At 61.7% G+C, this 24,748-nt stretch carries 18 protein-coding genes and 1 tRNA gene; 10 read left to right on the top strand and 9 right to left on the bottom strand.

Translation table 11 applies throughout. The features are described 5' to 3' along the window. Positions 1-148: 148 nt before the first annotated feature. Positions 149-967, top strand: coding sequence for a transcriptional regulator TbsP (tbsP, locus tag VJ162_RS03250; protein WP_324662344.1), 819 nt, complete (start codon positions 149-151; stop codon positions 965-967). A 32-nt stretch (positions 968-999) separates the two neighbouring features. Further along, positions 1,000-2,703, top strand: a complete 1,704-nt coding sequence (locus VJ162_RS03245) for a YcaO-like family protein (protein ID WP_324662343.1) — start codon at positions 1,000-1,002, stop codon at positions 2,701-2,703. 27 nt (positions 2,704-2,730) lie between these two features. On the opposite strand, the gene VJ162_RS03240 is transcribed toward VJ162_RS03245, so the two are convergent. The 5 genes from VJ162_RS03240 to VJ162_RS03220 form a co-directional block, all read right to left on the bottom strand. Continuing rightward, positions 2,731-3,879 carry a DUF63 family protein gene (locus tag VJ162_RS03240; protein ID WP_324662342.1) on the bottom strand — a complete coding sequence of 383 codons (1,149 nt, stop codon included), beginning with the start codon at positions 3,877-3,879 and terminating at the stop codon, positions 2,731-2,733. An 87-nt stretch (positions 3,880-3,966) separates the two neighbouring features. Further along, the gene (locus VJ162_RS03235; protein ID WP_324662341.1) at positions 3,967-4,803 is read right to left on the bottom strand and encodes an inositol monophosphatase family protein; all 837 of its coding nucleotides are present in this window, start codon (positions 4,801-4,803) and stop codon (positions 3,967-3,969) included. 532 nt (positions 4,804-5,335) lie between these two features. Then, positions 5,336-5,419 (bottom strand) — tRNA-Leu (locus tag VJ162_RS03230). 876 nt (positions 5,420-6,295) lie between these two features. Beyond that, positions 6,296-6,880: a hypothetical protein gene (locus tag VJ162_RS03225; protein ID WP_324662339.1), complete on the bottom strand. Its 585-nt coding sequence runs from the start codon at positions 6,878-6,880 to the stop codon at positions 6,296-6,298. Between the two features lie 287 nt (positions 6,881-7,167). Further along, positions 7,168-7,368, bottom strand: coding sequence for a helix-turn-helix transcriptional regulator (locus VJ162_RS03220; RefSeq protein WP_324662338.1), 201 nt, complete (start codon positions 7,366-7,368; stop codon positions 7,168-7,170). A gap of 167 nt (positions 7,369-7,535) precedes the next feature. On the opposite strand from VJ162_RS03220, the gene VJ162_RS03215 reads away from it, so the two are divergent. Further along, positions 7,536-8,021: a hypothetical protein gene (locus tag VJ162_RS03215; protein WP_324662337.1), complete on the top strand. Its 486-nt coding sequence runs from the start codon at positions 7,536-7,538 to the stop codon at positions 8,019-8,021. Between the two features lie 277 nt (positions 8,022-8,298). Beyond that, positions 8,299-11,955 carry an Eco57I restriction-modification methylase domain-containing protein gene (locus VJ162_RS03210; protein WP_324662336.1) on the top strand — a complete coding sequence of 1,219 codons (3,657 nt, stop codon included), beginning with the start codon at positions 8,299-8,301 and terminating at the stop codon, positions 11,953-11,955. Between the two features lie 62 nt (positions 11,956-12,017). On the opposite strand, the gene VJ162_RS03205 is transcribed toward VJ162_RS03210, so the two are convergent. Further along, positions 12,018-13,169, bottom strand: coding sequence for a tyrosine-type recombinase/integrase (locus VJ162_RS03205; protein WP_324662335.1), 1,152 nt, complete (start codon positions 13,167-13,169; stop codon positions 12,018-12,020). Between the two features lie 234 nt (positions 13,170-13,403). Between VJ162_RS03205 and VJ162_RS03200 the strand changes: the two genes are divergently transcribed. Beyond that, on the top strand, positions 13,404-13,883 hold the full coding sequence (locus VJ162_RS03200; RefSeq protein WP_324662333.1) for a DUF309 domain-containing protein: 480 nt from the start codon (positions 13,404-13,406) through the stop codon (positions 13,881-13,883). 30 nt (positions 13,884-13,913) lie between these two features. On the opposite strand, the gene VJ162_RS03195 is transcribed toward VJ162_RS03200, so the two are convergent. Next, positions 13,914-14,738: a hypothetical protein gene (locus tag VJ162_RS03195; protein ID WP_324662331.1), complete on the bottom strand. Its 825-nt coding sequence runs from the start codon at positions 14,736-14,738 to the stop codon at positions 13,914-13,916. Positions 14,739-14,867: 129 nt separating this feature from the next. Here VJ162_RS03195 and VJ162_RS03190 point away from each other — a divergent pair, with 129 nt between their 5' ends. Further along, positions 14,868-15,656: a M14 family metallopeptidase gene (locus VJ162_RS03190; protein WP_324662330.1), complete on the top strand. Its 789-nt coding sequence runs from the start codon at positions 14,868-14,870 to the stop codon at positions 15,654-15,656. Positions 15,657-15,660: 4 nt separating this feature from the next. Here the strand turns inward: VJ162_RS03190 and VJ162_RS03185 are convergent, their stop codons facing one another. Together VJ162_RS03185 and VJ162_RS03180 are read right to left on the bottom strand one after the other, a co-directional pair. Continuing rightward, positions 15,661-16,113 (bottom strand): UPF0179 family protein, encoded by a 453-nt coding sequence (locus VJ162_RS03185; protein WP_324662329.1) that lies wholly within the window; start codon positions 16,111-16,113, stop codon positions 15,661-15,663. 31 nt (positions 16,114-16,144) lie between these two features. Next, positions 16,145-16,522, bottom strand: coding sequence for a DUF5820 family protein (locus VJ162_RS03180; RefSeq protein WP_324662327.1), 378 nt, complete (start codon positions 16,520-16,522; stop codon positions 16,145-16,147). A gap of 511 nt (positions 16,523-17,033) precedes the next feature. Here VJ162_RS03180 and VJ162_RS03175 point away from each other — a divergent pair. Genes VJ162_RS03175 through VJ162_RS03160 form a run of 4 tightly spaced genes read left to right on the top strand, consistent with a single transcriptional unit; the run spans position 17,034 to position 24,728 of the window. Further along, on the top strand, positions 17,034-19,106 hold the full coding sequence (locus VJ162_RS03175; protein WP_324662326.1) for a PrkA family serine protein kinase: 2,073 nt from the start codon (positions 17,034-17,036) through the stop codon (positions 19,104-19,106). Beyond that, entirely contained in the window at positions 19,106-21,388 is a 2,283-nt protein-coding gene (locus VJ162_RS03170) for a PrkA family serine protein kinase (RefSeq protein ID WP_324662325.1), read from the top strand. The genes VJ162_RS03175 and VJ162_RS03170 overlap by 1 nt, the downstream gene beginning before the upstream one ends. Continuing rightward, complete coding sequence (locus VJ162_RS03165; protein WP_324662324.1) at positions 21,379-22,698, top strand: YeaH/YhbH family protein; 1,320 nt, start codon at positions 21,379-21,381, stop codon at positions 22,696-22,698. Before VJ162_RS03170 ends, VJ162_RS03165 begins: the two co-directional genes overlap by 10 nt. Continuing rightward, positions 22,695-24,728 carry a SpoVR family protein gene (locus VJ162_RS03160; protein ID WP_324662323.1) on the top strand — a complete coding sequence of 678 codons (2,034 nt, stop codon included), beginning with the start codon at positions 22,695-22,697 and terminating at the stop codon, positions 24,726-24,728. Before VJ162_RS03165 ends, VJ162_RS03160 begins: the two co-directional genes overlap by 4 nt. Positions 24,729-24,748: the final 20 nt, after the last annotated feature.

Here is a 24,748-nt window from a genome sequence, read left to right as displayed (position 1 = left end):
TTATTATCAATAACGCATACATAATATTGGTAGCTTGTAGATATATTTGTACTGATTTGATGGTCGATATGACAGTATTGGCGCCGAAATCAACGATAATCGGCCGATGAAATTAAATGTTCTTCCCAACAATAGATGCAATAGCACAATGAGTACTACCCTGCTACAGGACGACATCGGGTCGATGCTGTCGTCAGTGTTTGCCGAGACCGACACACCGATTTACGTCGTGAACCCCTCACAGGAGACCATCTCGTCGCTGATGACGACGCTCGACCGCCAGGACGCCGACGCCGAGGTCCGCATGCTCGCCGACGAGCGGACACTGAAAGACGTGATGGACGACTTCCTGGTCGCGAGTACCGCGGCCGATCTCGTGGAGGCGGGGACCCTCTCGATGCGGCTTCTCGAACGCGTCCCGAACCACTCCGTCGCCGTCACGGCCGAGGGCGTCTACGCCCTGGTGACCATCGGCGACGTCGTCGGCGGTCTGGGCACCGACGACGACGCGTTCGTCGACGACGCGGCGGCCTACTACGAGAACACGTGGGAGAGCGCCGAGGCGTACTCGCTGCGCACGCCCGCTATTTCCCGTGTCCGGACCACGCTGGAGTCGGAGATCGGTCCGGAGACCGCCGCGGACTTCGACAGCGTGCTCGGCTCGCTGTCGACCGCCCGCGGCGACGGCGACGGGCTCGACGAAGTCACCATCAGCCTGCTGGTCGCGGCGCGCAACAACGAGTTGCTCTACGACATCAGCAAGTGGGGCGAGGACGTCGGGCTCGCCAGCAAGGCGACCTTTTCCCGGACGAAGACGAAACTGGAGGACATGGGCCTCATCGACACCGAGAAGGTCCCTATCGACGTGGGTCGGCCGCGTCTCCGCCTGATGCTCGGCGACGAGCGCTTGGAAGACGCCGACAGCGACGAGCTGGCGACGGTCGCCCAGAGCCTGCTTGCGGCCTAGGGTTTTTCTCCCCCTGTCGTCTCTGTGCGGTCATGACCACTGTCGAAGTCGTCGGGAGCGGCCCGGCGGTAGACGCTCTCGTCGCTGCGCTTTCCGATAGCCCGGCCAGTGTCCGCCGGGCCGACGACCCGCTCGTGACCCCCGCCGACCTCTCGGTCGTCGTCGACCAGGTGACTTCGGAGCGGTTCGGGACCGCGAGCGCCCGCGCCCGCGAACTCGGGACCTCGTGGGTCGCCGTCGAGCTCGGCGGGCTCGGCGGCGTGCCGGTCGTAGACGCCGCCGTGGCCGGTTTCGGCCCGGAGACGGGGTGTTACGACTGTCTCACCGACCGCGTCCGGGCGAACGTAGACGAGGACCAGGCGCCCGCCAAGGCGCCCGGTAGCGGGACCCAGCGCTTTGCCGGCGCGGTCGCCGGTCGCCGCATCGAGCAGGCCCTCTCGGGTGCCGGCCCCCTCGCCGGCACCGTCGTGGAGCTGCCCTACACCGAACGGCAGTTCCGCCCCGTGCCGGGCTGTGACTGTGGCGGCGACCGGACGTGGACGCTCCGGGGGACCGACCCCGAGTACGAACGGGACGCGCTCGCCCGGGCCGAGGGCGGGCTGGACGAGCGCCTGGGCATCGTCAGCGAGGTGGGCGAGGCCGAGTCGTTCCCGGCGCCCTACTACCTCGCGACGGCGGGAAGCACCGAGCGGTTCAGCGACGCGACCGCCACACAGCAGGCCGCCGGCGTCGCGAGCGACTGGGACACGGCGTTCATGAAGGCCCTGGGCGAGAGCTACGAGCGCTACGCCGCGGGCGTCTACCGGGCCGAGACGCTGCCCCGGGGGACACCGGCGTCGGTCGCCGACGCCATCGAACCGACGGCCTTCGTCCGCCCCGAGGAAGGTCCCGTCGAGGAGCCGCTCCGGTGGGTGCCGGCGACCAATCTCGACACCGACGCGGAGGTCGACGTGCCCGCCGAGACGGTGCTGTACCCGCCGCCGTCGCAGGCGGTGCGGCCGCCGGTGACGACCGGACTGGGCCTCGGCAGCACGGAGACCGAGGCGCTGCTGTCCGGGCTGTACGAGGTAATCGAGCGCGACGCCGCCATGCTGTCGTGGTACTCGACGTACGACCCGCTGGAGATAGCGGTCGAGGACGGTGAGTTCGACACGCTCCGCCGGCGCGCACAGTCGGAAGGGCTCGAAGCGACGGCGCTGTTGCTCACGCAGGACGTCGACGTGCCGGTCGTGGCCGTCGCGCTCCGGGGCGAGGCGTGGCCCGAGTTCGCGCTCGGGTCGGCGGCGGGACTGGATCCCGCCGACGCGGCCACCGGCGCGCTCGAAGAGGCCCTGCAGAACTGGCTCGAACTCCGGGGGATGGGCAGAGAGGGCGCGGCCGACGCCACCGGGGCCATCGGACACTACGCCGGCCGACCGTCCGAGGCCGCCTCGCTGACCGACGCCGAGACGACGGTGCCGCTGTCGAGCGTCGGTCCCGACAGCGTCCCGGACGACAAGCGGACGGAGCTATCGATGCTGGTCGACCGCGTCACCGACGCCGGTCTCGACCCCTACGCGACCCGGCTCACGACGCGGGACCTCGACGGGCTCGGCTTCGAGGCAGTGCGCGTGCTCTGTCCGACCGCCCAGCCGCTCTTTTTCGACGACGCGTACTTCGGCGAGCGGGCCGAGCGGGTCCCCGGCGAACTCGGGTTCGAGCCTCGGCTCGACCGGGCACACCACCCGTTCCCGTAGCTTCCCGAGCCGTGCTCACCACGGCAGTTAGATACCAAACGTCGCCCGGAGCATGTCCCGCGTCCCGGGCCCGAGTCCGACCGCGGTGACGGCGATGAGCAGGAGAAGCGCGTAGCGCGGACTCTCATTGAGGAACTCGTCGTTGAACAGCCAGACCACGAGGGAGGCGACGGCGAGTTTCACGAAGAGGAACGGCCAGGACGTGCCGATTGCGGCGCTGATTCCGGCCGGCTGGAGCGCCTCGGTCGTCGAGATGATGAAGGCGTTGGCGGGGTGTTTCGGGTAGTAGGTGAGCGGGACCGACAGCGCGTCGAGCCAGTCGGCGAGGATGACGTTGGCGACGCCGTCGATGGCGTGGCCCCAGATGACCAGCAGGCCGATGTAGCCGGTGCCGCTGTTGACCGCCGGGGCGTAGTTCTCGAACAGCCAGTACAGCGCATAGGAGAGCACCGACGCGATACCGACCGTCGAGACCAGCACTGAGAGATACAGCGTGGAGTAGTCGGTCGTCAGTGCCCCCATCGTGAGGTAGGCCATCGTCGCTGCCACCAGCGCGACGCCGACGCCGGCGGTCGCGCGGTAGTAGCTCCCGACGACGCCGCGCCGGTCGAGTTCCAGACAGGCAAGCAGGGAGACGAGCGTCATCACGAAGACGACACCGTAGATGACGGGGCTGATGATGAGCGAACTCAGCGGATACTCGACGAGCGGCGTCACGCCGGCCTCGACGGCGCGGTCGGTCCCGTCCTCAACGACGCGTAACGCGCCGCCAAGCAGCATGAACGGGACGAAGGCGAAGTAGAGGTTCGGGTCCTCGGCGATGTCCAGCCGTTCCAGCAGCAGGTAGACGCCGACGAGCATGTACACCAGGATGAGCATGTAGCCGATTTCCGAGACGATGGTGTAACCCGGCTCGGCGACGATATCTCCCCTCTCGATGGCGGCCGAACACCCCTGGTACAGCGGCTGTGGCCCCCCGTCGGTCATCACCGCACAGCTCGCGGCCTTCGCGTCGGCGTACACCGGCCCCCAGAAGTAGTGCCAGAGAAAGCGGTCCCAGACGCGTGTCGGCATCGCGACCGCCGCCCCCGCAATGGCGACCACGATGGCGACGAATGAGGCGACCCAGAGCCGGGCCACCCCGTACTTCTCGCTGAGTCGCTCGTAGGTGTTCATGGCCGTGTGACCGGCGGGCGTCGATTTCAGGCTTCCGGTCGCGTGTGCGCGAGTCGACGAACCGGCTCGGTTGGTTGCGACGCCGCCCTATTCGAGCGCGGCGTTCGCGGCCGCGAGCAGTTCGTCGTGGGCCTCGCCGTTCGAGGCGACCAGCCCGGCGCTGTCCGCCGTCCAGCGCTCCCCCTCCAGGTCGGTGACCGTCCCGCCGGCCCGGCGGACCAGGTGGACACCGGCCAGCGTGTCCCAGGGATGGGTCGGTGTCGGGCAGACCGCCCCCTCTATGGCCCCGTCGGCGACGAACGCGAGCGTCGCCTGGAAGCTCCCGATGCGGCGCATATCGCCGAACCGTTCGCCGACGGCGGTACAGAGCCGGCCGAACTCGGCGCGGTCGTCGAGGTCCCACCAGCCGACGGTTGTCACGACGAACGTCTCGGGGTCGGTCCGCTCGCTCACCGACAGTGCCGTCCCGTCCCGTGTCGCCGACTCCGGGCCGCCCGCGTAGAGGTCGCCCATCGACGGCATATACGTCGCCGCGCCGACCGTCTCGCCGTCGACCGTCGCGGCGACGCTGGTCGTCCAGGTCCGCAGCCCGCGGACGTAGTTTGCGGTCCCGTCGATGGGGTCGACGACCCACGCCGGGCCCGTCTCCGGCACCGACGACACGGCCGTCGGCTCGGTCTCGGGCGTCTCGGGGCCCGACCGCGAGACCAGTTCCTCCTCACAGAGGAACGAGTCCTCGGGGAACTCCTCCCGGACGGTGGCGACCACCTGTGCCTGGGCGTCCCGGTCGGTCGCCGTGACCACGTCGTTCTTGTTCGCTTTCGTCTCGACGGCCAGTTCCTCCCGGAACATCTCGCGGGCGACGGCCCCGCCGGCCCTGGCGGCTCGCTCGGCGATTGCGACACGGCGTGTTGCGTCGGTCATGGATGGCCCTGGCAGCGGGACGGCTTTAGCATCTCGGTATGGGGCAACCTGTCTGTTGGATAGAACGGGTGGCAGATGCTGCTTGCCACGTTCCTGGCAGAATTTTTGCGAGGGAAGACGCTCCGAGAGCGTCTTCCGCACCGTGCGCGACCGGCGTGGTCGCGCGGCGATGCGAGGGAAGGGATTTGAACTACGCGAAGACGGTCGGTCTCGTTCCACTCGACCGCTGCGTCTTCTCTCATTCAAATCCCTTTGCGCACCACCTGCGTCGCGTTATTTGACGCATAGTGACGCGAGGGAAGGGATTTGAACCCTTGGACCACCGGAAGACTCGCGGGCTCACGGCTACGCCGTCCGCCGCTTCGTCTTCCGAGCAGTCGCTCGCGGTTTCACCGCTCGCGACGACTCTACAGGAGCGGATCTTGCGTCCACCGCCGTCTCTGTACGGTCTATCACACCAGAATTTTTGCGAGGGAAGAGCGCTCCGAGAGCGTCTTCCGCACCGTGCGCGACCGGCGTGGTCGCGCGGCGATGCGAGGGAAGGGATTTGAACCCTTGGACCTCTACAGGAGCGGATCTTGAGTCCGCCGCCGTTTCCGGGCTTGGCTACCCTCGCACATCGCTGGCGCGATTACCGTTCACAGCCTCTCACGCGCCTAATCTCAATCGTCGGATTCAGCAATGACTTGTTGGCCCTTGGCTGTTTTAAACCTTGCCAGACGGGAGACATCATCTACCTGCCCTTTTCGACCTTGGCCCGCCGTCTGGCGGTTTCTTAACAAGTAGGCGGGTAAAAATAATATCGGAAAACAGACTTTTCGCCCACTGTGGCAGGAACGCGAGGAATTGTGATATTGGTGGGACGGTGATGACGTACTCAATAGTCTGAAATCGGTTACATTGAGGTCGAATGTCTGTCGAGAAGCCTTTTTATAACCCTCGGTAATCCCATATAGAGGCCAATCCCGTATCCAAAGAATCAGAGGCCTATCCGGCTAATATGTGAACTCTGTTGCAGCACTTTCCATATACAGCTATACTATACAGAGTCCCGATTCAGCAGGAACGTGAGGATGTTATATTCTATACAGTAATGTAGGGGGTTGAATAGCTGAACCGGGCTATCAGTATATTCTATAGGGTGTATAACGGCTATTCCGAATACAGCAGGAACCCCGCCCCATTCTTACACTCCAGTCCGAAGGACAGGGACTACGGGAGTTCTGATTAATCTCGGGTAGAGGCCATATATTCTATACGGTATATCGGATTGCACCTAATTCAGCGGGAAGCTTCCTGCTGTCTTGGGAATCCAATAAGTACTGATACGAAGTATCTGACCACCTAATGCAGCAGGAACCCCGCCCCTCAATCCTTGATTCCAGTCCGAAGGACAAACTGTGTTAATTCCCTACGAAGATTCACAGCCGATTCAGGAATCTGTTTACAGCTCTCCTTTTGTTTCTTCTCACCCGTTACTATAGTAGCCGACTTATATAGGGGGGTACCGCCGGACAATCTCTTCAACGATAGGTTCGAATTTTTGTAAACCCTTCTGAATTTTACCCTCTGGAATATCAAGGCCAAGAGCATCTGCTACCTCACTGAACGCTTCATGACCATCCCTCACATGGTCATCCCCTCGTTGGTGATTGTAGTTCTTCTTTGTAGGGAAGTACACCCACCCCTCACCACGATAATCTTCATTGGCTACAATAACGGACACATAGAACGCTATATCCAATACGCCGTAGTAGGAACCATAAGTCGGGTAGTGGATTTCTCGGAAAATGTCACGCGCTCGTTCTTTTTGGAATTTTGTCAGTCCGATTTGTCCTGCTATGGCATCGAACATTTGGTCATTATCTTGCTGATATAATTTCTTCTTATCGGCCCAAGCCCAATTCCATATTCCGTTCTGGTATCCGTGGAACCGCCTCCACTGTTCCCGGAGTTCCCACGGTGCGTCTCCAAGATAGGCTTCATGTTGCTCGGATATTGCATCATTGAAATGGAATTTAGTCTTGTTTTCGGTATTCGCTTCGCTAAACGGCTCTCCTTGTAATTCGTCGTACATAGATATTCTCCGGGAGAAAGGAAGTCCGAGCTGGTGCGCGTTCCCGCTGGTAACGGAAAGTCCGGGACGTGTCAACCACCACGATGGAAAGCACAAATGGCTTTCCCGTGTTTTTCTCCCAATTGGTATTCTCACACCCTGTCTTATACTTATGCGTCGGTATCTTGCGATTAGAAATTACAGAAGACCCCTTCACGCGTGGGAAATCCGGCACAAAATCGTGAGCCGGGTTACTACGGTTCTCACCACAATTGGGCGACGGTGTTCTAACCCCCTTCCAGCCTGTCTCACTCGGGGTCTGTGGCGAGTTCGTACAGTCCCTTGTGGAGTCGCGTGACGTAGCCGTGTTCGGTAAGACGTTGGAGCCGGTTCCTGACATGCGCCCGCGAGTAGTCCCGTTCTGTGGCTATGTAGGCTGGCGTACAGCGACCCTCACGTAACATCTCCAGTATTGCCTCGTCGGTCGGGCTAAGGTCAATCTCAGCCATGCCACTACTCTGGTGGTCTCATTCATTAGTCTTGCGAACGTATGCATACACTCGCAACCTTCATATACAGGCCGTCTCCTACAGGTAGGTAGGAAGCTCGGTTCTGCCACGAGGAAAGTGGCCGGTGCTGTAACACCGACCGGTGCTTCTGAATGGAGCCAGAAGCAATGCAAACCGACGCCGAGACGAAACAAAAGCGTACCGTAGTTGACCGACTCTCTTTCGACACCAAGACCGCGAAGCGAGTCGCGTGGAGTGAGTGGGAGTTCACTGTTGTTGCCCCCTTCGAAATTGAAGTCTGTAACGCCAGCTACGGCTATCTGAAAGATGAACACATGTACCGCGTGATGGTCGACCAGCACGGGATTCCTGTCTCGTGTGACTGCCCGGGCTTCCAGCACTACTACCAACCACAGGGCAAGTGCGGGAAGCATATGCTCGCCGTGGCCGCTATCGGTGGGTCGACCCTTCTCGACGCGGCAACCGCGTTCCCGCCACAATCAACGCCGTCCGAGTCGACCGATACTGTGAAGACCGATGGTGGTACTTGTACCGTTGACCCGGAGCCGGACGTCTGCCCGAACGGAAATCCCGGTTGTGACGGCCACGGCGGTACCGACTTGGAATGCTTCGACTGTTTCGAGATTGAGTAACCGCCGGACGACGGCGGAGACACCCCACATTTTTATCAGGTCTTAGCTACCTTACCAGATAACTCACGAAACTCCACTCTCGTATGCCATCTACATCATCCTCCGACCGACCGAGTTCGTTGAGCAGGCTTTCGAGACCGCCGTCACCGAGGACGCCGAAGACGACCTAATTGGAGCCATCGACGGTACTGTTAGGAATCTCCGAGAGCAGATTGACGACGATACCTTAGAGAAAATCCTGCGGGCCGACCCCGGCTCCTACAAGCTCCGTGGAAGCATGACGAAGGACGGGCTTCAGCCAGAGTCGTTTACCCAACAGGCAGTCATCGAGCCGCTTCTCGCCGCTCTCGGCCACGATTGGGCCACCGAGGCTGGTGGTCTCTCCGGGGGCCGGACGATGGTGGCCGATTACACTATCTCTCTCCGAGACCACCCGGATATTGATTCGACGCGCCTACTGGTCGAAGCAGAACCAATCAACAAAGACCTCGACAGCCGGGAACACGGGATTGGACAGGTGCGTGATTGGCTCAGTCAGCGAGAATTTGAATCCGATTTCGGTTTTGCGACGGACGGGCTTCGATGGGCCTTCGTCCGGTACGACCCCGACTCATACACTCACAACGTCATTGAGGAAGTGGACTTACAGCCGGTCTTCCTCGCTGTCTTCCAGAACCAAGTGGGCAAGCGGGAGCCGCCGACCGAGGCCGTCTTCGACGCCGACCGGGAGCAGGTCACTCGGCTCCTACGTACATTCGAGTACCAGAACTTCGTTTCCATCGCCGGGGAAGCCCGACAGGTCATCAAGCAGAAACAAGAGGAAATCACGGACGAGTTCTACGACGACTACATTCGCTACGTCTTCGGTATCGTCAACGAGGACGAAACGACTCCCCGCTCGCTGATTGGTGACGGCGTCGTGAAACCCGAAGGGGCCAGCGAGGAAGACGCCCGACTCTTCGCCGTCGAGCTGATGAACCGGCTCATCTTCATCAAGTTCCTCGAAGACAAGGCCATCGTCCAGCCTGACCTGCTTCGGACGGTCAAGGAGACCTACAACGACGGGACGCACATGGGGTCGCTGTACGATTCTTTCCTGAAGCGGCTGTTCTACGACGTGATGAACGAAAAGCCCGAGAAGCGTTCGCCGCAGGTCAAGAACGTCGACCTGTTTGCAGACATTCCATACCTCAACGGTGGGCTGTTCCGTCCGACTATCGAGGGCGAGGATTTCGAGGAAGGAGACTTCGACGTTCGGAACTCCGTGCTGGAATCCATCATCGACCTGCTGGAACGCTATAGCTTCTCTGCCGGCGGTGCGCCGACCGACCTCGACCCAAGCGTTCTCGGGAACGTATTCGAGAAGACAATCAACTACATCACCAGTGACAACGCCGATACGAACAAAGAACTCGGTGCGTACTACACCCCGAGCGAGATTACCCGCTTCTGTGCCGAGGAAACCGTTCGCCCGGCCCTGTTAGACCGCTTCCAGAACGTGCTGGTCGAAGAACGGGACTGGCCGGAAGCCGAAGCCGAGCGGTACGACTCCGTCTACGAGCTTATCGAAGACCTGCCGGGGAGCTGGAAACTAATCAGTGCCCTTCTGGCCGAAGTCGACGAGTTCCGAGTTGTCGACCCTGCCTGTGGTAGCGGCCACTTCCTCACGTCTGTCCTTGAAGAAATCGTCAACGTCAGGAAGGCTCTGTACGCTCAAAACGAGAACTATCCGCAGGAATACAAGCTCAAGAAGACGACCGTCCTGAACAACATCTACGGCGTCGACTTGATGGGGCCGGCGGTCGAGATAGGGAAGCTCCGACTCTGGCTGTCAATCATCTCGGAACTGGACGAGGACGTTATTGACGACCTTGATGACGACGACCTCGCGCTTCCCAATATCGTGTTCAATCTCCGTGAGGGGAACAGTCTCATCGGGTACACGGGCTTCCCCGAGACGAACGGTGATGACCAGTACCGACTTGGCAGTTTCAGCGAAGACAGCGTCCGAGACCGCTATCAGGGCATTATTGATGAAATCGAGAAGCACGAACAGGCGTTTGACAGCGAGACCGCCGAAAAACACCGCAGTCAAGCCTTCGAGAAACTACGGAACGCCCGCGAAGAACTGATTGACGATATTCACGCAGATTTCGTAGATGCGGGCATTGATGATATTACACCGGAAGAAGTCAGGGAATTAGAGCCGTTCAATTGGGTTCTTGAATTTGCTGAGGTCTATGCCGACGGTGGCTTCGATGTTGCTGTAGGAAACCCGCCTTGGGATGTGCTACGGACGAACCGAGATGACTTTTTCTCTCGGTATGACCCGACTTTCCGAACTCGGATGCCGGAAGACAAGGACGCGAAAATGGAGGAGTTACTGGAAGACCCCGAAATCGAGGAAGGCTGGGAACAATATAATCAGCAGATGCAGGCACGAGCCGACTATTTCAATAATTCCGATGGATATGAACTTCAGAGTCCAGTTGTAGACGGCAAAGAAGTAACATCAGAAAATGAGTTATCTGCTCTTTTCTTAGAGCGCGTATATAACATAGCGCGAGACGATGCCTATGTTTCTCTTATCCTGCCAAATGTGATATTCACCAGTTCTACCGCCAAAGACCTCCGATTACACCTACTAAACAATACTACCGTGGATTCGCTCCTACATTTCGAGAACCACGGCATTTTCGAGGGGTTACACAATCAGTATCGGTTTGGTATCCTCACCTTCCAAAACGGTGGGCAGACAGATGAACTCCGAGGAATATTCTTAGAGAATACCATTGATGTGATTGAGAAATTTGAGGAAAAAACAGTCAAGATTCCACGTAAGGTACTAACAGATTATTCGCCCGAAGCGGCGCTGTTCCCGCAGATTTCATCGCGTGGGGATACCGACCCTGAAAATGAAGTGGGTGTTTTGAGCAAACTCCTTGACCATCCCTCGCTTGACGAGCCATTTGAAGATTCTTGGAACGTCAGTATCCATCGTGAATTAGACCGTACATACGATGCAGACCGATTTGTGGAATCGCCCGACGAAGGTGATTACTCAGTTCTGGGCGGAAAAAACATCTATCAGTTTGTCTACGATGATAGATTTCTGGACGTGGAACCCCCCGAGTTTTGGAGTGTAGATGAGGGCGTGTCAACCGAACTCAGCGCAAAAAGCCGTATCCGCGAAAAGGAGGTTCGTAATCTAAAAACGGCACTCTACAACGAATTTGATGGAACGGGGTCTCAGAAAGGCTTTGTAAACAATCTCCTTGAAGATGCCCGTGGTGAGCCTCTCTCCGTGGATGATGTTCTCCTTGATTGTACCACCCCACGAATCGCGTTCAGAGACATTGGAAACACTACCAACGAAAGGACGTTTATTGCGACAGTCCTTCCCGCCGGAGTAGTCTGTCACAGCAAACTTCGGACATTCAGACCACACGAGACGGTTGCTCAGGAATCTGATTTAGACGAAACACCGCTACGGAGTATCTATCAACGCAGATTTACAAACGAAGAAATGTTCGCCGCGTTGGGACTGATAAATAGTCTCGCCTTCGATTACCTAATGCGTACTAAAATCGACAACACGCTGGTAGCGTACAAGGTTCGTGAATCACAGGTTCCACGATTAACGGACGGCGATGAGTGGTTCGACTATATTTGGACACGAGCCGCCCGATTGAACTGCTACGGAGATGAGTTCGAGTCACTCCGAGACGAACTCGGTATCACATCCGCAACGGGCCATCAAGAGAGAAAGATACTGCAAGCCGAAATGGACGCTGGTGCGATGCTGGCGTATGGTCTGAATCGCAATGAAGTGGAGCATATGTTAGACAACTTCGGTCGAGTCAAGAGTCCTCGATTAATGGACGACGAATACTTTGAGATGGTGCTGGAGAAATACGACGACCTCGCTTCTTGATTGAGCGGCGAGTTCCTGCTGATTATCGACCCGAAGACAGCGGGAACGCGGCCCCGCTTCTATCAGCCCATCTTGTCCAGCGCCGAACGCCGGTCTTCGGGCGGGGCTTGGTCGTACTTCATTGTCGTCTCGGCCCGCTTGTGTCGGAGTTGCTGTTTCGTCGCGGCTAAGTCTTCCTCGCGGGTCATATACGTCCCGACCGAGTGGCGTATCGAGTACCAGCTCATCTTGCGGTTCTTGTACTCGATTCCTGCCCGGTCACAGAGTGTCCGAATGAGCCGGCCCAATTGGCGGTTCCCATAGGGATTACCGTGGTCAGTGAGCCACAGTAGGTCGGTGTCGTCGTATTTCGGGTAGTGGCTCCGCTCGTGAATCCAGTTTTCCAGAGCCTCGGCGGTGTCGGCGCGGATACTGACGTTCCAGTTTTCCTCGTTCTTAGTCGACTCTGATTTAGGAATCCGTAGCACGGCGTTGTCTACGTCGACCCACTCGACTTTGGCCTTCTCCACCTCGGCGGGCCGAAAGCCGGCGTCAAGGGACGACCAGACCAGCGACGTGTACTTCCAACTCGGTGTTTCCTTCCAGTCGTCGACCCCGAGCGCGTCGGTCGACTTGTTCGCCTTCTCGGCAACGAACGGTTTGAGCCGTTCCCGCCGTTCAGGCTTGCACTTGACGGTACTGTACGAGGGAATCGTCCCGTATTGGAGCGCGGCCTGACGGATTTGGTGTCGTTCCTTCTTTGTCAGGTGGTCTTGGGGCTGTTGGGTGTTCGAGACGTTGAAGCTCCGGTCGGGGTTCCAGAGGTTCCCGCCGTACTCGTGGTGTCGCCATTTGAAGTACCGCTTTATACAGTGTAGCAGGGCGTGTTTGTGCGACTGACTGTAATCGGAGTACGCGACCCGCTCTATGAACTCGTCTGCGTCCGCTGTGTCCATCACAGGGACGTACTCATTTCTTTGAGACCAAACGTACCGCTCGAAGAAGGCAACGCGATAGCAGGTCTTCTTGGCGGTATCCTCGGTGTAGCCGTCCTTGTCGCGGGTGTCTTTCCCTTCTCGCAGGAGCCATTTGGCGAACTTCTCGCGCCGGCTCCGGTAATCGAACTCCTCTTTTTCGTTCAGGAACGCCGCTGATTCCTCGGGAACGAGCGGAAAGGGGACGTCTATCTCGGTCTGTTCGAACAGGTCGGATACGGAATCGGACTGTGGTTGCATAGTTGTCACGATGCCGAATCCGCCGGGATAGGCACGTTGGGGGTGCGTAGGAGCAGATTTCTGGTTCAGCGAACAATTTGGTCGTCAGACCAAATCTTGAGTCCGCCGCCGTTTCCGGGCTTGGCTACCCTCGCACGCGCCCTATGCATCCCACATACACACAGCGGTATAAATGTCGTACGGAACCATCGCCGGGACCGCTGGATTGACCACTCGGGCATCCGACACTGAGATATGGACGACCACACGCGCGACGACAGCGTCGGGCCGCCTGCGGGAGACCCGACTGGGTGGCGGGCCGACGGGCAGTGGGAGCACGCTACGCTGCGTCGGGCCGTCGTCCACGGGGTCCGGCTGTACAACGACGGCGGGTTCCACGAGTCACACGACTGTTTCGAGGCCGAGTGGTACAACTACGGCCGCGGGAGCACCGAGAGCAAGTTCCTGCACGGGATGGTCCAAGTCGCCGCCGGCGCGTACAAGCACTTCGACTTCGAGAACGACGACGGGATGCGGTCGCTGTTTCGCACGTCGCTTGACTACTTCCGGGGCGTCCCGAACGATTATTACGGGGTCGACCTGCTGGACGTGCGGACCGCGCTCACGAACGCGCTGGCGGAACCGTCCACGCTCCACGGGTGGGAGATACGCCTCGACGAGGACTACCCTGTGGCCGACGAGACGGACTACGACTTCGCCGAGGGGCTGGACTGACCGGAGTCCGCTGTCACGGGCGCGACTGAGTCAGCTACCAGGGCCCTGGTAGGTCGCGAGTGTCTGACTCGTGCTTTCGGTGGCCCAGACGACGCGGATGTCACAGTCGGCTGTCACGCCCACAGTTATCTCCGCTCCCGCGGTGACTTCGGTGGTGTCGGTCGCACTGGCCCAGTCGGCGTCCGGTTCCGTGACGTCCGGAGTCGCCCCCGCAGTTTCGACGATGCCTGACCCACGGATGTAGAGCCTGGCGCCGTCGATGTTGTCCCCGCCGCTGTGCGTAATCCGCAGGATGCCCTCGTCGCTTGCATCGGCCGCGGACTCGTCGTATTCAAAGTCGAAAGCGGCCTGCGGTGTCGCCGGCTCCGACGAGCCGTCCTCCGTCACTTCGTACGACCATATCTTCCACTCGCTGTCGTGGCGTCGCAACTCGAACAGTTGCGTCTGGGACTCGTTGAGCTCCCCCGAAATGCTGGCTTCGACCTCGACGGTCGCCGAACCGTCGGATTGAGTGAGGACTGTCGTGCTCTCTACGGTCACCGTCCCCTGGAAAGAGACAGCCGACTCCGTGAGCGCGTCAGGCGCTTCAGGGTGATACGTGTCGACGAGTCTACCAGCGTCCTCGTCGCTGTACGCGCCCCAGTGTTCGTATATCGGCTCTGTCACCGCCGGCGCCGAACTGGGGATACCGGTATCTGTCTCGGTCGGCGTCCCAGCGCCGGGATCAGCGGTGTCACTCGGGGTCGCACTACGTTCCTCGACGGTCCCCGGGCCCCCTTCAGAGTCCGTCAGACAGCCGGCTGTCCCCGTCGTGAGTGCGATTCCCGTCAACCCAAGCAATCGTCGCCGTCTCATACGCTCCGGAGGCCGGGCTGTGTAATAAAAGCTTGACCACCACGGCGATCACATCGGGGTCGGGAGTGCCCCCCAGCTCGACACCAAACCCACACATATACTAGGATCCGGTTACTGAGCTACGAACAGATGCGAGTGGAGCAACTGGGTGAGGGTGAGCCATCGATTGCTGTCGTCGGCAGCATCCACGGCGACGAGCCCTGTGGTCGCGACGGTATCGAGGCGGTGCTCGCGGACCCACCCGAGGTGTCCCAGCCCGTGAAGTTCATCGTGGTCAACGAGCGAGCGCTGGCCGCCGGCGAGCGCTACCTCGAACTGGACCTCAATCGCGTGTTTCCCGGGGACCCGGACAGCGACGTCTACGAGATGCGGTTGGCGGCCGAGCTGACCGAGGAGCTCCGGGGCTGTACCGTCCTCTCCCTGCACTCCACGCAGTCTTACGACGGGATGTTCGCGCTGGTCGATGAGCTCTCCGACCTGGCGCGTGATGTCTGTCCGAAGCTCTCAGTCGACGCCGTGGTTCGGACCAAAGGAAACAACGAGGGGCGGCTGTTCTCCGTCGCCCCGACGACCATCGAGGTCGAGTGTGGCTACCAGGGGTCGCCCGAGGCGGCCGAGAACGCCGAACAGGTCATCCGGGAGTTCCTGGCCGCGCTGGGCGTCACAGAGGAGCCGGCCCCTGTCAGAAACGACTCGCTGCCGGTGTTCCAGCTCGGCGGTCCCATCCCCAAGGACGCCGCCGAGAAGTACGAGGTGTTCGTGCGCAACTTCGAACCGGTGGCCGCGGGCGACCCGGTCGCCGCGGCCGACGGGGAGACGGTGTACGCCGACGAGGCCTTTCACCCCGTGTTGCTCTCGGCCGAGGGGTACGAGGACGTCTTCGGATACATGGGGAGCCACGTCGGCACCCTGGAGTAGTCGGTCAGGCGTCTTCGGGCGCCTCGAACTCGACCATCGTGAGGTCCCGGTCCAGCATGCAGTAGTCATGGGGCGGGTCGCCCAGTACCTCGGTGATGCGGTACTCCGTGTCAAACTCCGCCCCCTGTGGCTCGCAGTAGGGGTGGCTCGGGCACTCGGTGTGGGGACAGGGGCCGGCGAGTTCGGCCTTGCTTCCGGCGAAGGCGCCCTTTGTCGGGACGTTTACGCGAACGGGGGCGGGCTCGACCTCGACGGCGTGGACGCCCCCGTCGTGGACCGCACAGTCGAGCGTCTGCCCGCTCTCGCGGACCGCCGTGATTCGGTACCGCCGGCCCGGCGTGAGGTTGAGACACTGGTCGCGATACGGACACCCCGAACAGCCGGACGCTTCGCCGTGGTAGACGAACTCCTCGCCGGTTTCGGCGAGGCGTGCGCCGACGAGCGTGACAGTTGTCATACAGGCCGTAGGCGGGCCCGGAAGGTAAGTGTCAGGCTCTCCCGGTCAGTGTGTCCAGTTCCGCCAGATACGCCTCGCGGGGGACCTGATACAGCGACCGGAAATCGAACTCGCCGGCGGCGAAGTCGTCTGCAAGGTCGACAGCGGCCGCCACGGCGTCGTCCCGCTCTCTCACTGCTGCCGCCTGGTGGTCTACCTCCGGTTCCAGATACAGCGTCACGTACCAGTCCTCGCCGGTCCGGTCGGCGCCCGGGCGACGCGTTCGTTTGCCGCGCGTGAGATAGATAGTCGGCAGGCAGGGTGCGGGAAAGGCCTCACTGTCGAAGACGTCAGGGCGGTACGCGAGAATGAGGTCCGTCTCGGTCCGGTTCCATACCGTCCACTCGTCCGGCAGCGCCGCGAGGTCCATACCGGGCGCTGTGGCTCGGCGGTCAATACGTTGTCGGCTGATACTGGAGGCTGTAAGTTCGGAAAGATATTCGCCACTCCGGGGTGGCGAATTACTTCAGTTTGTTACAGCCACCAGTATGACTGCGGGTCCGATTACTTATAAATTAATCACCGGGATACTGCTGTGGTATACCATACCGACGCACTGCTGTCTATCGGTTGGCCCGCCGATATCCGGGCCGGAGTCCCGGTGGTTTATGTACTACGGCAAAAGGGTCTTAATGTTGAAGCACTCATGTAATAAATAGTATCGGAAACACAGTCACAGGCTGTCATCCGTTACCGAGAGGGTGGCGCGGTTCCCGCCCTGTCAGCAATACCATGGTGTTGTTTACCAACCGACCCGGGCGGACGGGTCATGCCGCGGCTCCCGCTGATTCACAGCCGAAGCGGCGGCTCTCACGGCCGGACTGTTCCCGGGGCGGTCGCGTCACGTCGACGCCGTCCCGTGCAGAACTTTTCGAGATAGCATGAGCCAGAACAAAGAGACACTCGAAGCACTGAGCCAGGAGTACCAGGACACGATACCGGCGGACCTCCGGACCACCCGGACGTTCGACTGGTATCTCGACCAGCTGTACGAGGACCCGAAGGTCGCCCGTAACGCCCACCAGCGCGTGGCGGACATGTTCGACTACTACGGGACCGAGTACGACGAAGACGCCGGCGTCGTCGAGTACAAGATAGCCAGCGAGGACCCCATCCACGACGGCGAGAACACGTTCTACGGGCGGGAGGTCCACGAGGCTATCCACGAGTTCGTCAACAAGGTCAAGTCAGGCGCCCGGGGGCTGGGCCCGGAGAAGCGCATCAAGCTCCTGTTGGGGCCGGTCGGGTCGGGGAAGTCCGACTTCGACCGGCAGGTGCGCCACTACTACGAGGACTACACCCGCAGCGACGACGGGCGGATGTACACCTTCCGCTGGACGAACCTCTGTGACGTGATTCCGGACCAGGACCCGGGCGACGACGTGGTCCGCTCGCCGATGAACCAGGACCCGCTGGTCTTGCTGCCCCAGGACCAGCGCGACCGGGTCATCGAGGACATCAACGAGGTGCTCGACGCCCCCTACACAATCCGGAACGAACAGGACCTCGACCCGGCCTCGGAGTTCTACATGGACCGGCTGCTGGCGTACTACGACGACGACCTCCAGCGGGTACTGGAGAACCACGTCGAGATCGTCCGCTTTGTCGCCGACGAGAACCGGCGCCAGGGCATCGAGACCTTCGAACCCAAGGACAAGAAAAACCAGGACGAGACCGAGCTCACGGGGGATGTCAACTACTCCAAAATCGCCATCTACGGCGAGAGCGACCCGCGCGCGTTCGACTACTCCGGCGCGTTCTGTAACGCGAACCGGGGTATCTTCTCCGGCGAGGAGCTCCTGAAACTCCAGCGGGAGTTCCTCTATGACTTCCTCCATGCCAGTCAAGAACAGACAATCAAGCCCAAGAACAACCCCCGAATCGACATCGACCAGGTCATCGTCGGCCGGACGAACATGCCTGAGTACCGGGACAAGAAAGGCGACGAGAAGATGGAGGCGTTCAACGACCGGACCAAGCGCATCGACTTTCCCTACGTCCTCCAGTACGAGGAGGAAGCCAAAATCTACCGCAAGATGCTGCGCAACGCCGACCTGCCGGACATACAGGTCGAGCCACACACCCTGGAGATGGCCGGTCTGTTCGGTGTGTTGACCCGCATCGAGGAGCCCGACACCGAATCGGTCGAGCTCGTCCAGAAGGCCAAAGCGTACAACGGCGAGATAGACGAGGCCGACGACATCGACGTCAAGAAGCTCCGCGAGGAGGCCGAGCAGGCCGCGGACATCCGCGAGGGGATGGACGGCGTCTCGCCCCGCTTTATCGGCGACGAGATAGCCGAGGCCATCATGGACTCGATGCACCGCAGCCGGGACTTCCTCTCGCCGCTGACGACGTTCAACCACCTGGAGGGGAACCTCGAAAACCACGGCTCCATCGACTCGGAGTCGTTCGAGGAGTACTACCGCTTTCTCGAACTGGTCCGGGAGGAGTACAAGGAGCGGGCCATCGAGGACGTGCGCCACGCCTTAGCCTACGACATGGACGAGATACAGCGCCAGGGCGAGAAGTACATGGACCACGTGATGGCCTACATCGACGACGACACCGTCGAGGACGAGCTCACCGGCCGCGAGCAGGAACCGGACGAGCAGTTCCTCCGCTCGGTCGAGGAGAAGCTCAACCTCCCCGAGGACCGCAAGGACGACTTCCGCCAGGAAGTCAGCAACTGGGTCTCCCGGCGCGCCCGCGAGGGCGATACGTTCAACCCACAGGACAACGACCGCCTGCGCCGCGCGCTGGAACGCAAACTCTGGGAGGACAAGAAACACAACATCAACTTCTCCGCGCTGGTCTCCTCGGGGGAGATGGACGACGACGAGCGCAACCAGTGGATAGACGCCCTCATCGAACAGGGCTACTCCGAGGAGGGCGCCAAGGAAGTGCTCGAGTTCGCCGGCGCGGAGGTCGCCAAAAGCGAGATGGAAGACTAATGAGCGGCGAGGAGTACATCGACCGCGCCGACGACTCGCTTTCGGCCACCTACGAGGAGCCCATGGCGCTGGGCGAGTACGTCGACGCCGTCCTGGAGACGCCCGAAATCGCCGCCCACGCCTCGAAGTACCTGCTGTCGGCCATCGAGGCCGCGGGCACCCGGACCGTCATCGAGGAGGGTGAGGAAAAAGAGCGGTACCGCTTTTTCGACGACCCGCACAACGACGGCGAGCACGCCATCCTGGGCAACACCGAGGTGCTGAACGCCTTCGTCGACGACCTGCGCTCTATCGCGGCGGGGCGGGGCAAAGACGAGAAGATAGTCTGGCTCGAAGGGCCCACCGCGACGGGCAAATCCGAGCTCAAGCGCTGTCTCATCAACGGTCTGCGGGAGTACTCCCGAACGCCCGAGGGCCGTCGATACACGGTCGAGTGGAACGTCGCCGGCGCCGGCGGCAGCGACAGCGCGCTGACCTACGGCGACACCCCCATCGAGGACGAAGACGACTGGTACGAGAGCCCCGTGCAGGTCCATCCGCTGACGGTGTTCCCGGCGGACGTGCGCGAGGAACTACTCGCCGAGATAAACGAGCGCCTCGACGACCACATCGAGATCCGCGTCGACGGCGAACTCGACCCGTTCTCCCGGGAGGCATACGACTTCCTGGAGGAGCAGTACCGCCGAGCGGGCGAGGAGAACCTCTTCTCTGCGGTCACCGACCCCTCCCATCTCCGGGTGAAAAACTTCGTCGTGGACGTGGGACGGGGTATCGGCGTCCTCCACTCCGAGGACGAGGGGACGCCCAAAGAACGGCTCGTCGGCTCGTGGATGCACGGGATGCTCCGCGAGCTGGACTCCCGTGGCCGGAAGAACCCGCAGGCCTTCTCCTACGACGGCGTGCTCTCCCAGGGGAACGGCCTGTTGACGGTGGTCGAGGACGCCGCCCAGCACGCCGACCTGCTCCAGAAGCTACTGAACGTCCCCGACGAGAGCCACGTCAAGCTCGACAAGGGCATCGGGATGGATGTCGACACCCAGCTCGTCATCATCTCCAACCCCGACCTGGAGGCCCAGCTGAACCAGCACGCAGACCGGGAGGGACAGGACCCGCTGAAGGCGCTCAAACGCCGGCTTGACAAACACGAGTTTACCTACCTGACGAACCTCTCGCTCGAAGCACAGCTGCTCCGTCGGGAGCTGACAGACGAGACGAGCGTCTGGGACCCCGACTCTTGGGAGGAGCTGGAGACGTGGATACAGGAGCCCGTCTCGGTCTCGGTCAGGGACGACATCGACACGCCGACCGAGAAGGATATCGCGCCCCACACTATCGAGGCGGCGGCGCTGTACGCGGTCGTCTCCCGACTGGACAGCTCGAACGTCCCGACCGGGCTGGACCTGGTGGAGAAGGCGCTGCTTTTCGACCGGGGTTACCTGATGGAGGGCGACGAGCGCGTCGACATCGAGGACTACGACCTGGAGATCACCCACACCGACGGGGACCACGGTATCCCCGTGACCTACGTCCGCGACGTGGTCGCCGACCTGCTCCACGAGGCCCAGGACCGACACCACTCCGACCTGCCCGTGGAACACGTCATCATGCCACGCGATGTCCTCAACGCCATCGCGGCGGGACTGGGAGACGCCCCGGTGTTTTCGCCGAGCGAGGCCACCGAGTACGAGGAGCGCGTGGTCCCGGTGAAAAACTACGTCTTCAGCGAGCAGGAGCGGGACGTGCTGGCCGCGATGATGCGCGACAAGCGCGTCGACGAGGCGACGGTCGAGGAGTACATCGAGCAGGTGTACGCCTGGGCCTCCGACGACCAGATAGAGAACGAGCGCGGCGAGTACGTCGACCCGGACCCGCTGAAGATGAAGGTGTTCGAGATAGAGCACCTGGGCCGGTTCGACGAGAAGAACTACGAGGGCGCCGAGCCCGACCACGCGGTCACGAAGTTCCGCACCGACAAGATAATCACGGCGCTGAACCGCCACGCGTGGCAGCGCCGCGACGAGGAGTTCCGGGTCGGCGACGTCTCGCCCAAGGAGATACCGGTCATCAAGACCGTGCTGGGGAGCCACGACTGGGACGACGTCAAGCGGACCTACGAGGACTTCGATCCGGGGCAGTGGGACAACCCGCCGTCCGGCACCGAGACGGCCGCGCTCAAGGAGACGACTATCAGGAACATGATGGAGATGCACGGCTACAGCGAGGCCGCGGCCGAGCTGACCAGCCGCCACGTCATGAGTCAGGTGAGCTACAGATGGGACTGAAAGACGACCTCGAACGGTATCGGGAGGTGGGCGAGGAGCGCCGCCAAGACCTGGCGGAGTTCATCCAGTACGGCGATCTGGGTCAGTCCCGCGGCGACGAGGTGAAGATCCCGATCAAAATTGTCGACCTGCCCGAGTTCGCCTACGACCAGCGCGACAAGGGCGGCGTCGGCCAGGGCGAGGGCGCCGAGGAGGGCGACCCCGTCGGGCAGCCACAGCCCCAGCCCGGCGACGGCGAGGAGGGCGAAGACGGCGAGCCCGGCGAAGAGGGCGGCGAACACGAGTACTACGAGATGGACCCCGAGGAGTTCGCCCAGGAGCTGGACGAACAGCTCGGGCTGGACCTGGACCCCAAGGGGAAGACGGTTGTCGAGGAGACGGAGGGCGACTTCACGGACATCACCCGGAGCGGCCCCTCCTCGACGCTTGACTTCGAGCGGCTGTTCAAGCAGGGGCTCAAGCGCAAGCTCGCGATGGACTTCGACGAGGGGTACGTCCGCGAGGCGCTGAAGGTCGACGGCTGGGGGCCGGCCACGGCCTTCGAGTGGGCCCGCGAGAACAACATCCCCGTCTCGAAGGCGTGGCTGGACGACGCCTACGGCGACCTCGCGGCCGAGGAGAAGTCGACCTACGACTCTATCGAGGAGATGGAGGCAAGCGTCGAGCGGGAGGACACCTCCACCCGCATCCGACGTGAGGGCGTCGACCAGATACCGTTCCGCCGTGAGGACGAACGGTACCGCTATCCCGAGATTGTCGAGGAACGCGAGAAGAACGTCGTCGTCGTCAACATCCGCGACGTCTCCGGGTCGATGCGCCAGCAGAAACGCGAACTGGTCGAACGCACCTTCACGCCGCTTGACTGGTATCTCCAGGGCAAGTACGACAACGCCGAGTTCGTCTACATCGCCCACGACGCCGACGCCTGGGAGGTCGACCGCGACGAGTTCTTCGGCATCCGCTCCGGCGGGGGGACCCGCATCTCCAGCGCGTACGAGCTTGCCACCGAGGTGCTGGAGGCGGAGTACCCCTGGAGCGAGTGGAACCGCTACGTCTTCGCGGCCGGCGACAGCGAGAACTCCTCGAACGACACCGAGGAGCGGGTCATCCCGATGATGGAGGAGATACCGGCGAACCTCCACGCCTACGTCGAGACCCAGCCCTCCGGCAACGCCATCAACGCGACCCACGCCGAGGAGGTCGAGCGGAGCTTCCGCGACTCGGACAACGTGGCGGTCACCTACGTCACCTCGCCGGATGACGTGGTCGACGCCATCTACGAGATACTCAGCACGGAGGAGGAGTCATGAACGACGACAGATTTCGGAAACAGCGCATCGCCGACGACCTCGAAGAGCCCGTCCGGGAGGCGAGCAACCTCGCGACCAAACTGGGGCTGACGCCGTACCCGGTGAACTACTGGGTCGTCGACTACGACGAGATGAACGAGCTCATCGCCTACGGCGGCTTCCAGCAGCGCTACCCCCACTGGCGGTGGGGAATGCAGTACGACCGCCAGCAAAAACAGGGGCGGTTCCTCGGCGGGAAGGCCTTCGAAATCGTCAACAACGACGACCCGGCCCACGCCTTCCTCCAGGAGTCAAACACCCTCGCCGACCAGAAGGCGGTCATCACCCACGTCGAGGCCCACGCGGACTTCTTCGCGAACAACGAGTGGTTCGGCCTGTTCAGCGACGGCGCCCCGCCCCGTGCCGCGGGCAGCGAGGGCGACGGCCGCGGCCCGGACGCCGCCGGGATGCTCGCCCGCCACGCCGACACCATCCGCGAGTACATGCAAGACCCGGAAATCGACCGCAGTGAAGTCGAGCGCTTCATCGACCACGTCCTCTGTCTGGAGGACAACATCGACCAGCACCGCCCCTACCGCCCGGTCGAGACGGCCCGGGACCGGCTCGAAGAGATAGAGGGCGTCGACGTAAGCGAGCAACTGGACGAGCTCGACCTCTCCGAGGAGGTCAAGCGACAGGTGTTCGACGAGGAGTGGCTCGACGCCCAGAGCGACGAGGAGGGGAACGCCACCTTCCCGGCCCAGCCCGAGAAGGACGTGCTCGGCTTCCTCCGCAAGCACGGGATGGCCTACGACGAGGACGCCGAGAAGGCCGTCGAGATGGCGGAGTGGCAAACGGAGATACTGGAACTGCTCCGTCGGGAGGCGTACTACTTCGCCCCGCAGAAGATGACAAAGGTCATGAACGAGGGCTGGGCCGCCTACTGGGAGTCGCTGATGATGACCGGCGAGCGCTTCGCCGGGGACGACGAGTTCGTCCTCTATTCGGACCACATGGCACAGGTCCTGGGGTCGCCGGGGCTGAACCCATACTCGCTGGGGCTGGAACTCTGGGAGTACATCGAGAACACGGAGAACCGCCGCGAGGTCGTCGAGCGGCTGCTCCGCGTCGACGGCATCACCTGGCGGACGTTCCACGACGTGGTCGATTTCACCGAGGTACAGGACCACCTGCAACCGCCCGCGTGGCTCCGGGACGTGCCCGGCCACGTGGACGAACTCGACCCCGAGGACCCGCGAGTCGACGCCGACGCGCTGGCCAGAGCCCGCGACGGCGAGTTCGACGTGGGGAACTACCCCTGGAAGGTGCTGACCTACGAGGGGCTGGCCCAACGGCACTACTCGCTGGTCAAGCCCCAGTACCGCGGTTTCGTCTCGCGGGTCGGACAGGCCGAACTGGAGCGGGTCTCGCGTTACATGTTCGACGACACGCGCTACGACAGCGTCGCCGACGCCCTCGCGGACGTGGAGTACACCCGCGGCTGGGGCCGGATGCGCGAGATACGCGAGAGCCACAACGACGTGACCTTCCTCGATGAGTTTCTCACCCAAGAGTTCGTCGACGACAACGACTACTTCACCTACGAGTACACCCACGCCTCCGGCGACTACCGAGTCACCTCGACGGACCACGAGGACGTCAAAAAGAAGCTCATGCTCCAGTTTACGAACTTCGGCAAGCCGACCATCGTGGTCCAGGACGGCAACTACCGGAACCGCAACGAACTCCTCCTGGCACACAGGTACAACGGTATCACGCTGGACCGGGAACAGGCCACCGAGGTACTCAAACGGCTGTTCGAACTGTGGGGCCGCCCGGTGAACCTGCTGACAATCGTCAAGGAGTTCGACGACCACGACATCGAGGTCGCCAAGCGCCGGGACCGCGAGCCCGAGCCCGAAGAAGTCGGGAAACGGCTCCGCTACGACGGCGAGGAGGTGACGGTCGACGACGTCCAGTGGAGCGACGTGGAGCATCTGGCGGCGACGGACATCGACTACAACACGAAACCCGAAGACTGGCTGGCGTAGGTCCCGGGTCGCTCTGGCCG

The organism is Haloarcula sediminis (genome assembly GCF_035656455.1).
GTDB classification, from domain to species: Archaea; Halobacteriota; Halobacteria; order Halobacteriales; family Haloarculaceae; genus Haloarcula; species Haloarcula sediminis.
The sequence above is the reverse complement of the archived record's forward strand: the minus strand, read 5'-3'. Positions and strand labels throughout refer to the sequence as shown.

Bases quoted from the DNA above. Each gene is read 5' to 3' on its own strand.
- tbsP (WP_324662344.1), top strand. From the start codon at position 149: ATGAGTACTACCCTGCTACAGGACGACATCGGGTCGATGCTGTCGTCA.
- VJ162_RS03245 (WP_324662343.1), top strand. From the start codon at position 1,000: ATGACCACTGTCGAAGTCGTCGGGAGCGGCCCGGCGGTAGACGCTCTC.
- VJ162_RS03240 (WP_324662342.1), bottom strand. From the start codon at position 3,879: ATGAACACCTACGAGCGACTCAGCGAGAAGTACGGGGTGGCCCGGCTC.
- VJ162_RS03235 (WP_324662341.1), bottom strand. From the start codon at position 4,803: ATGACCGACGCAACACGCCGTGTCGCAATCGCCGAGCGAGCCGCCAGG.
- VJ162_RS03225 (WP_324662339.1), bottom strand. From the start codon at position 6,880: ATGTACGACGAATTACAAGGAGAGCCGTTTAGCGAAGCGAATACCGAA.
- VJ162_RS03220 (WP_324662338.1), bottom strand. From the start codon at position 7,368: ATGGCTGAGATTGACCTTAGCCCGACCGACGAGGCAATACTGGAGATG.
- VJ162_RS03215 (WP_324662337.1), top strand. From the start codon at position 7,536: ATGCAAACCGACGCCGAGACGAAACAAAAGCGTACCGTAGTTGACCGA.
- VJ162_RS03210 (WP_324662336.1), top strand. From the start codon at position 8,299: ATGACGAAGGACGGGCTTCAGCCAGAGTCGTTTACCCAACAGGCAGTC.
- VJ162_RS03205 (WP_324662335.1), bottom strand. From the start codon at position 13,169: ATGCAACCACAGTCCGATTCCGTATCCGACCTGTTCGAACAGACCGAG.
- VJ162_RS03200 (WP_324662333.1), top strand. From the start codon at position 13,404: ATGGACGACCACACGCGCGACGACAGCGTCGGGCCGCCTGCGGGAGAC.
- VJ162_RS03195 (WP_324662331.1), bottom strand. From the start codon at position 14,738: ATGAGACGGCGACGATTGCTTGGGTTGACGGGAATCGCACTCACGACG.
- VJ162_RS03190 (WP_324662330.1), top strand. From the start codon at position 14,868: ATGCGAGTGGAGCAACTGGGTGAGGGTGAGCCATCGATTGCTGTCGTC.
- VJ162_RS03185 (WP_324662329.1), bottom strand. From the start codon at position 16,113: ATGACAACTGTCACGCTCGTCGGCGCACGCCTCGCCGAAACCGGCGAG.
- VJ162_RS03180 (WP_324662327.1), bottom strand. From the start codon at position 16,522: ATGGACCTCGCGGCGCTGCCGGACGAGTGGACGGTATGGAACCGGACC.
- VJ162_RS03175 (WP_324662326.1), top strand. From the start codon at position 17,034: ATGAGCCAGAACAAAGAGACACTCGAAGCACTGAGCCAGGAGTACCAG.
- VJ162_RS03170 (WP_324662325.1), top strand. From the start codon at position 19,106: ATGAGCGGCGAGGAGTACATCGACCGCGCCGACGACTCGCTTTCGGCC.
- VJ162_RS03165 (WP_324662324.1), top strand. From the start codon at position 21,379: ATGGGACTGAAAGACGACCTCGAACGGTATCGGGAGGTGGGCGAGGAG.
- VJ162_RS03160 (WP_324662323.1), top strand. From the start codon at position 22,695: ATGAACGACGACAGATTTCGGAAACAGCGCATCGCCGACGACCTCGAA.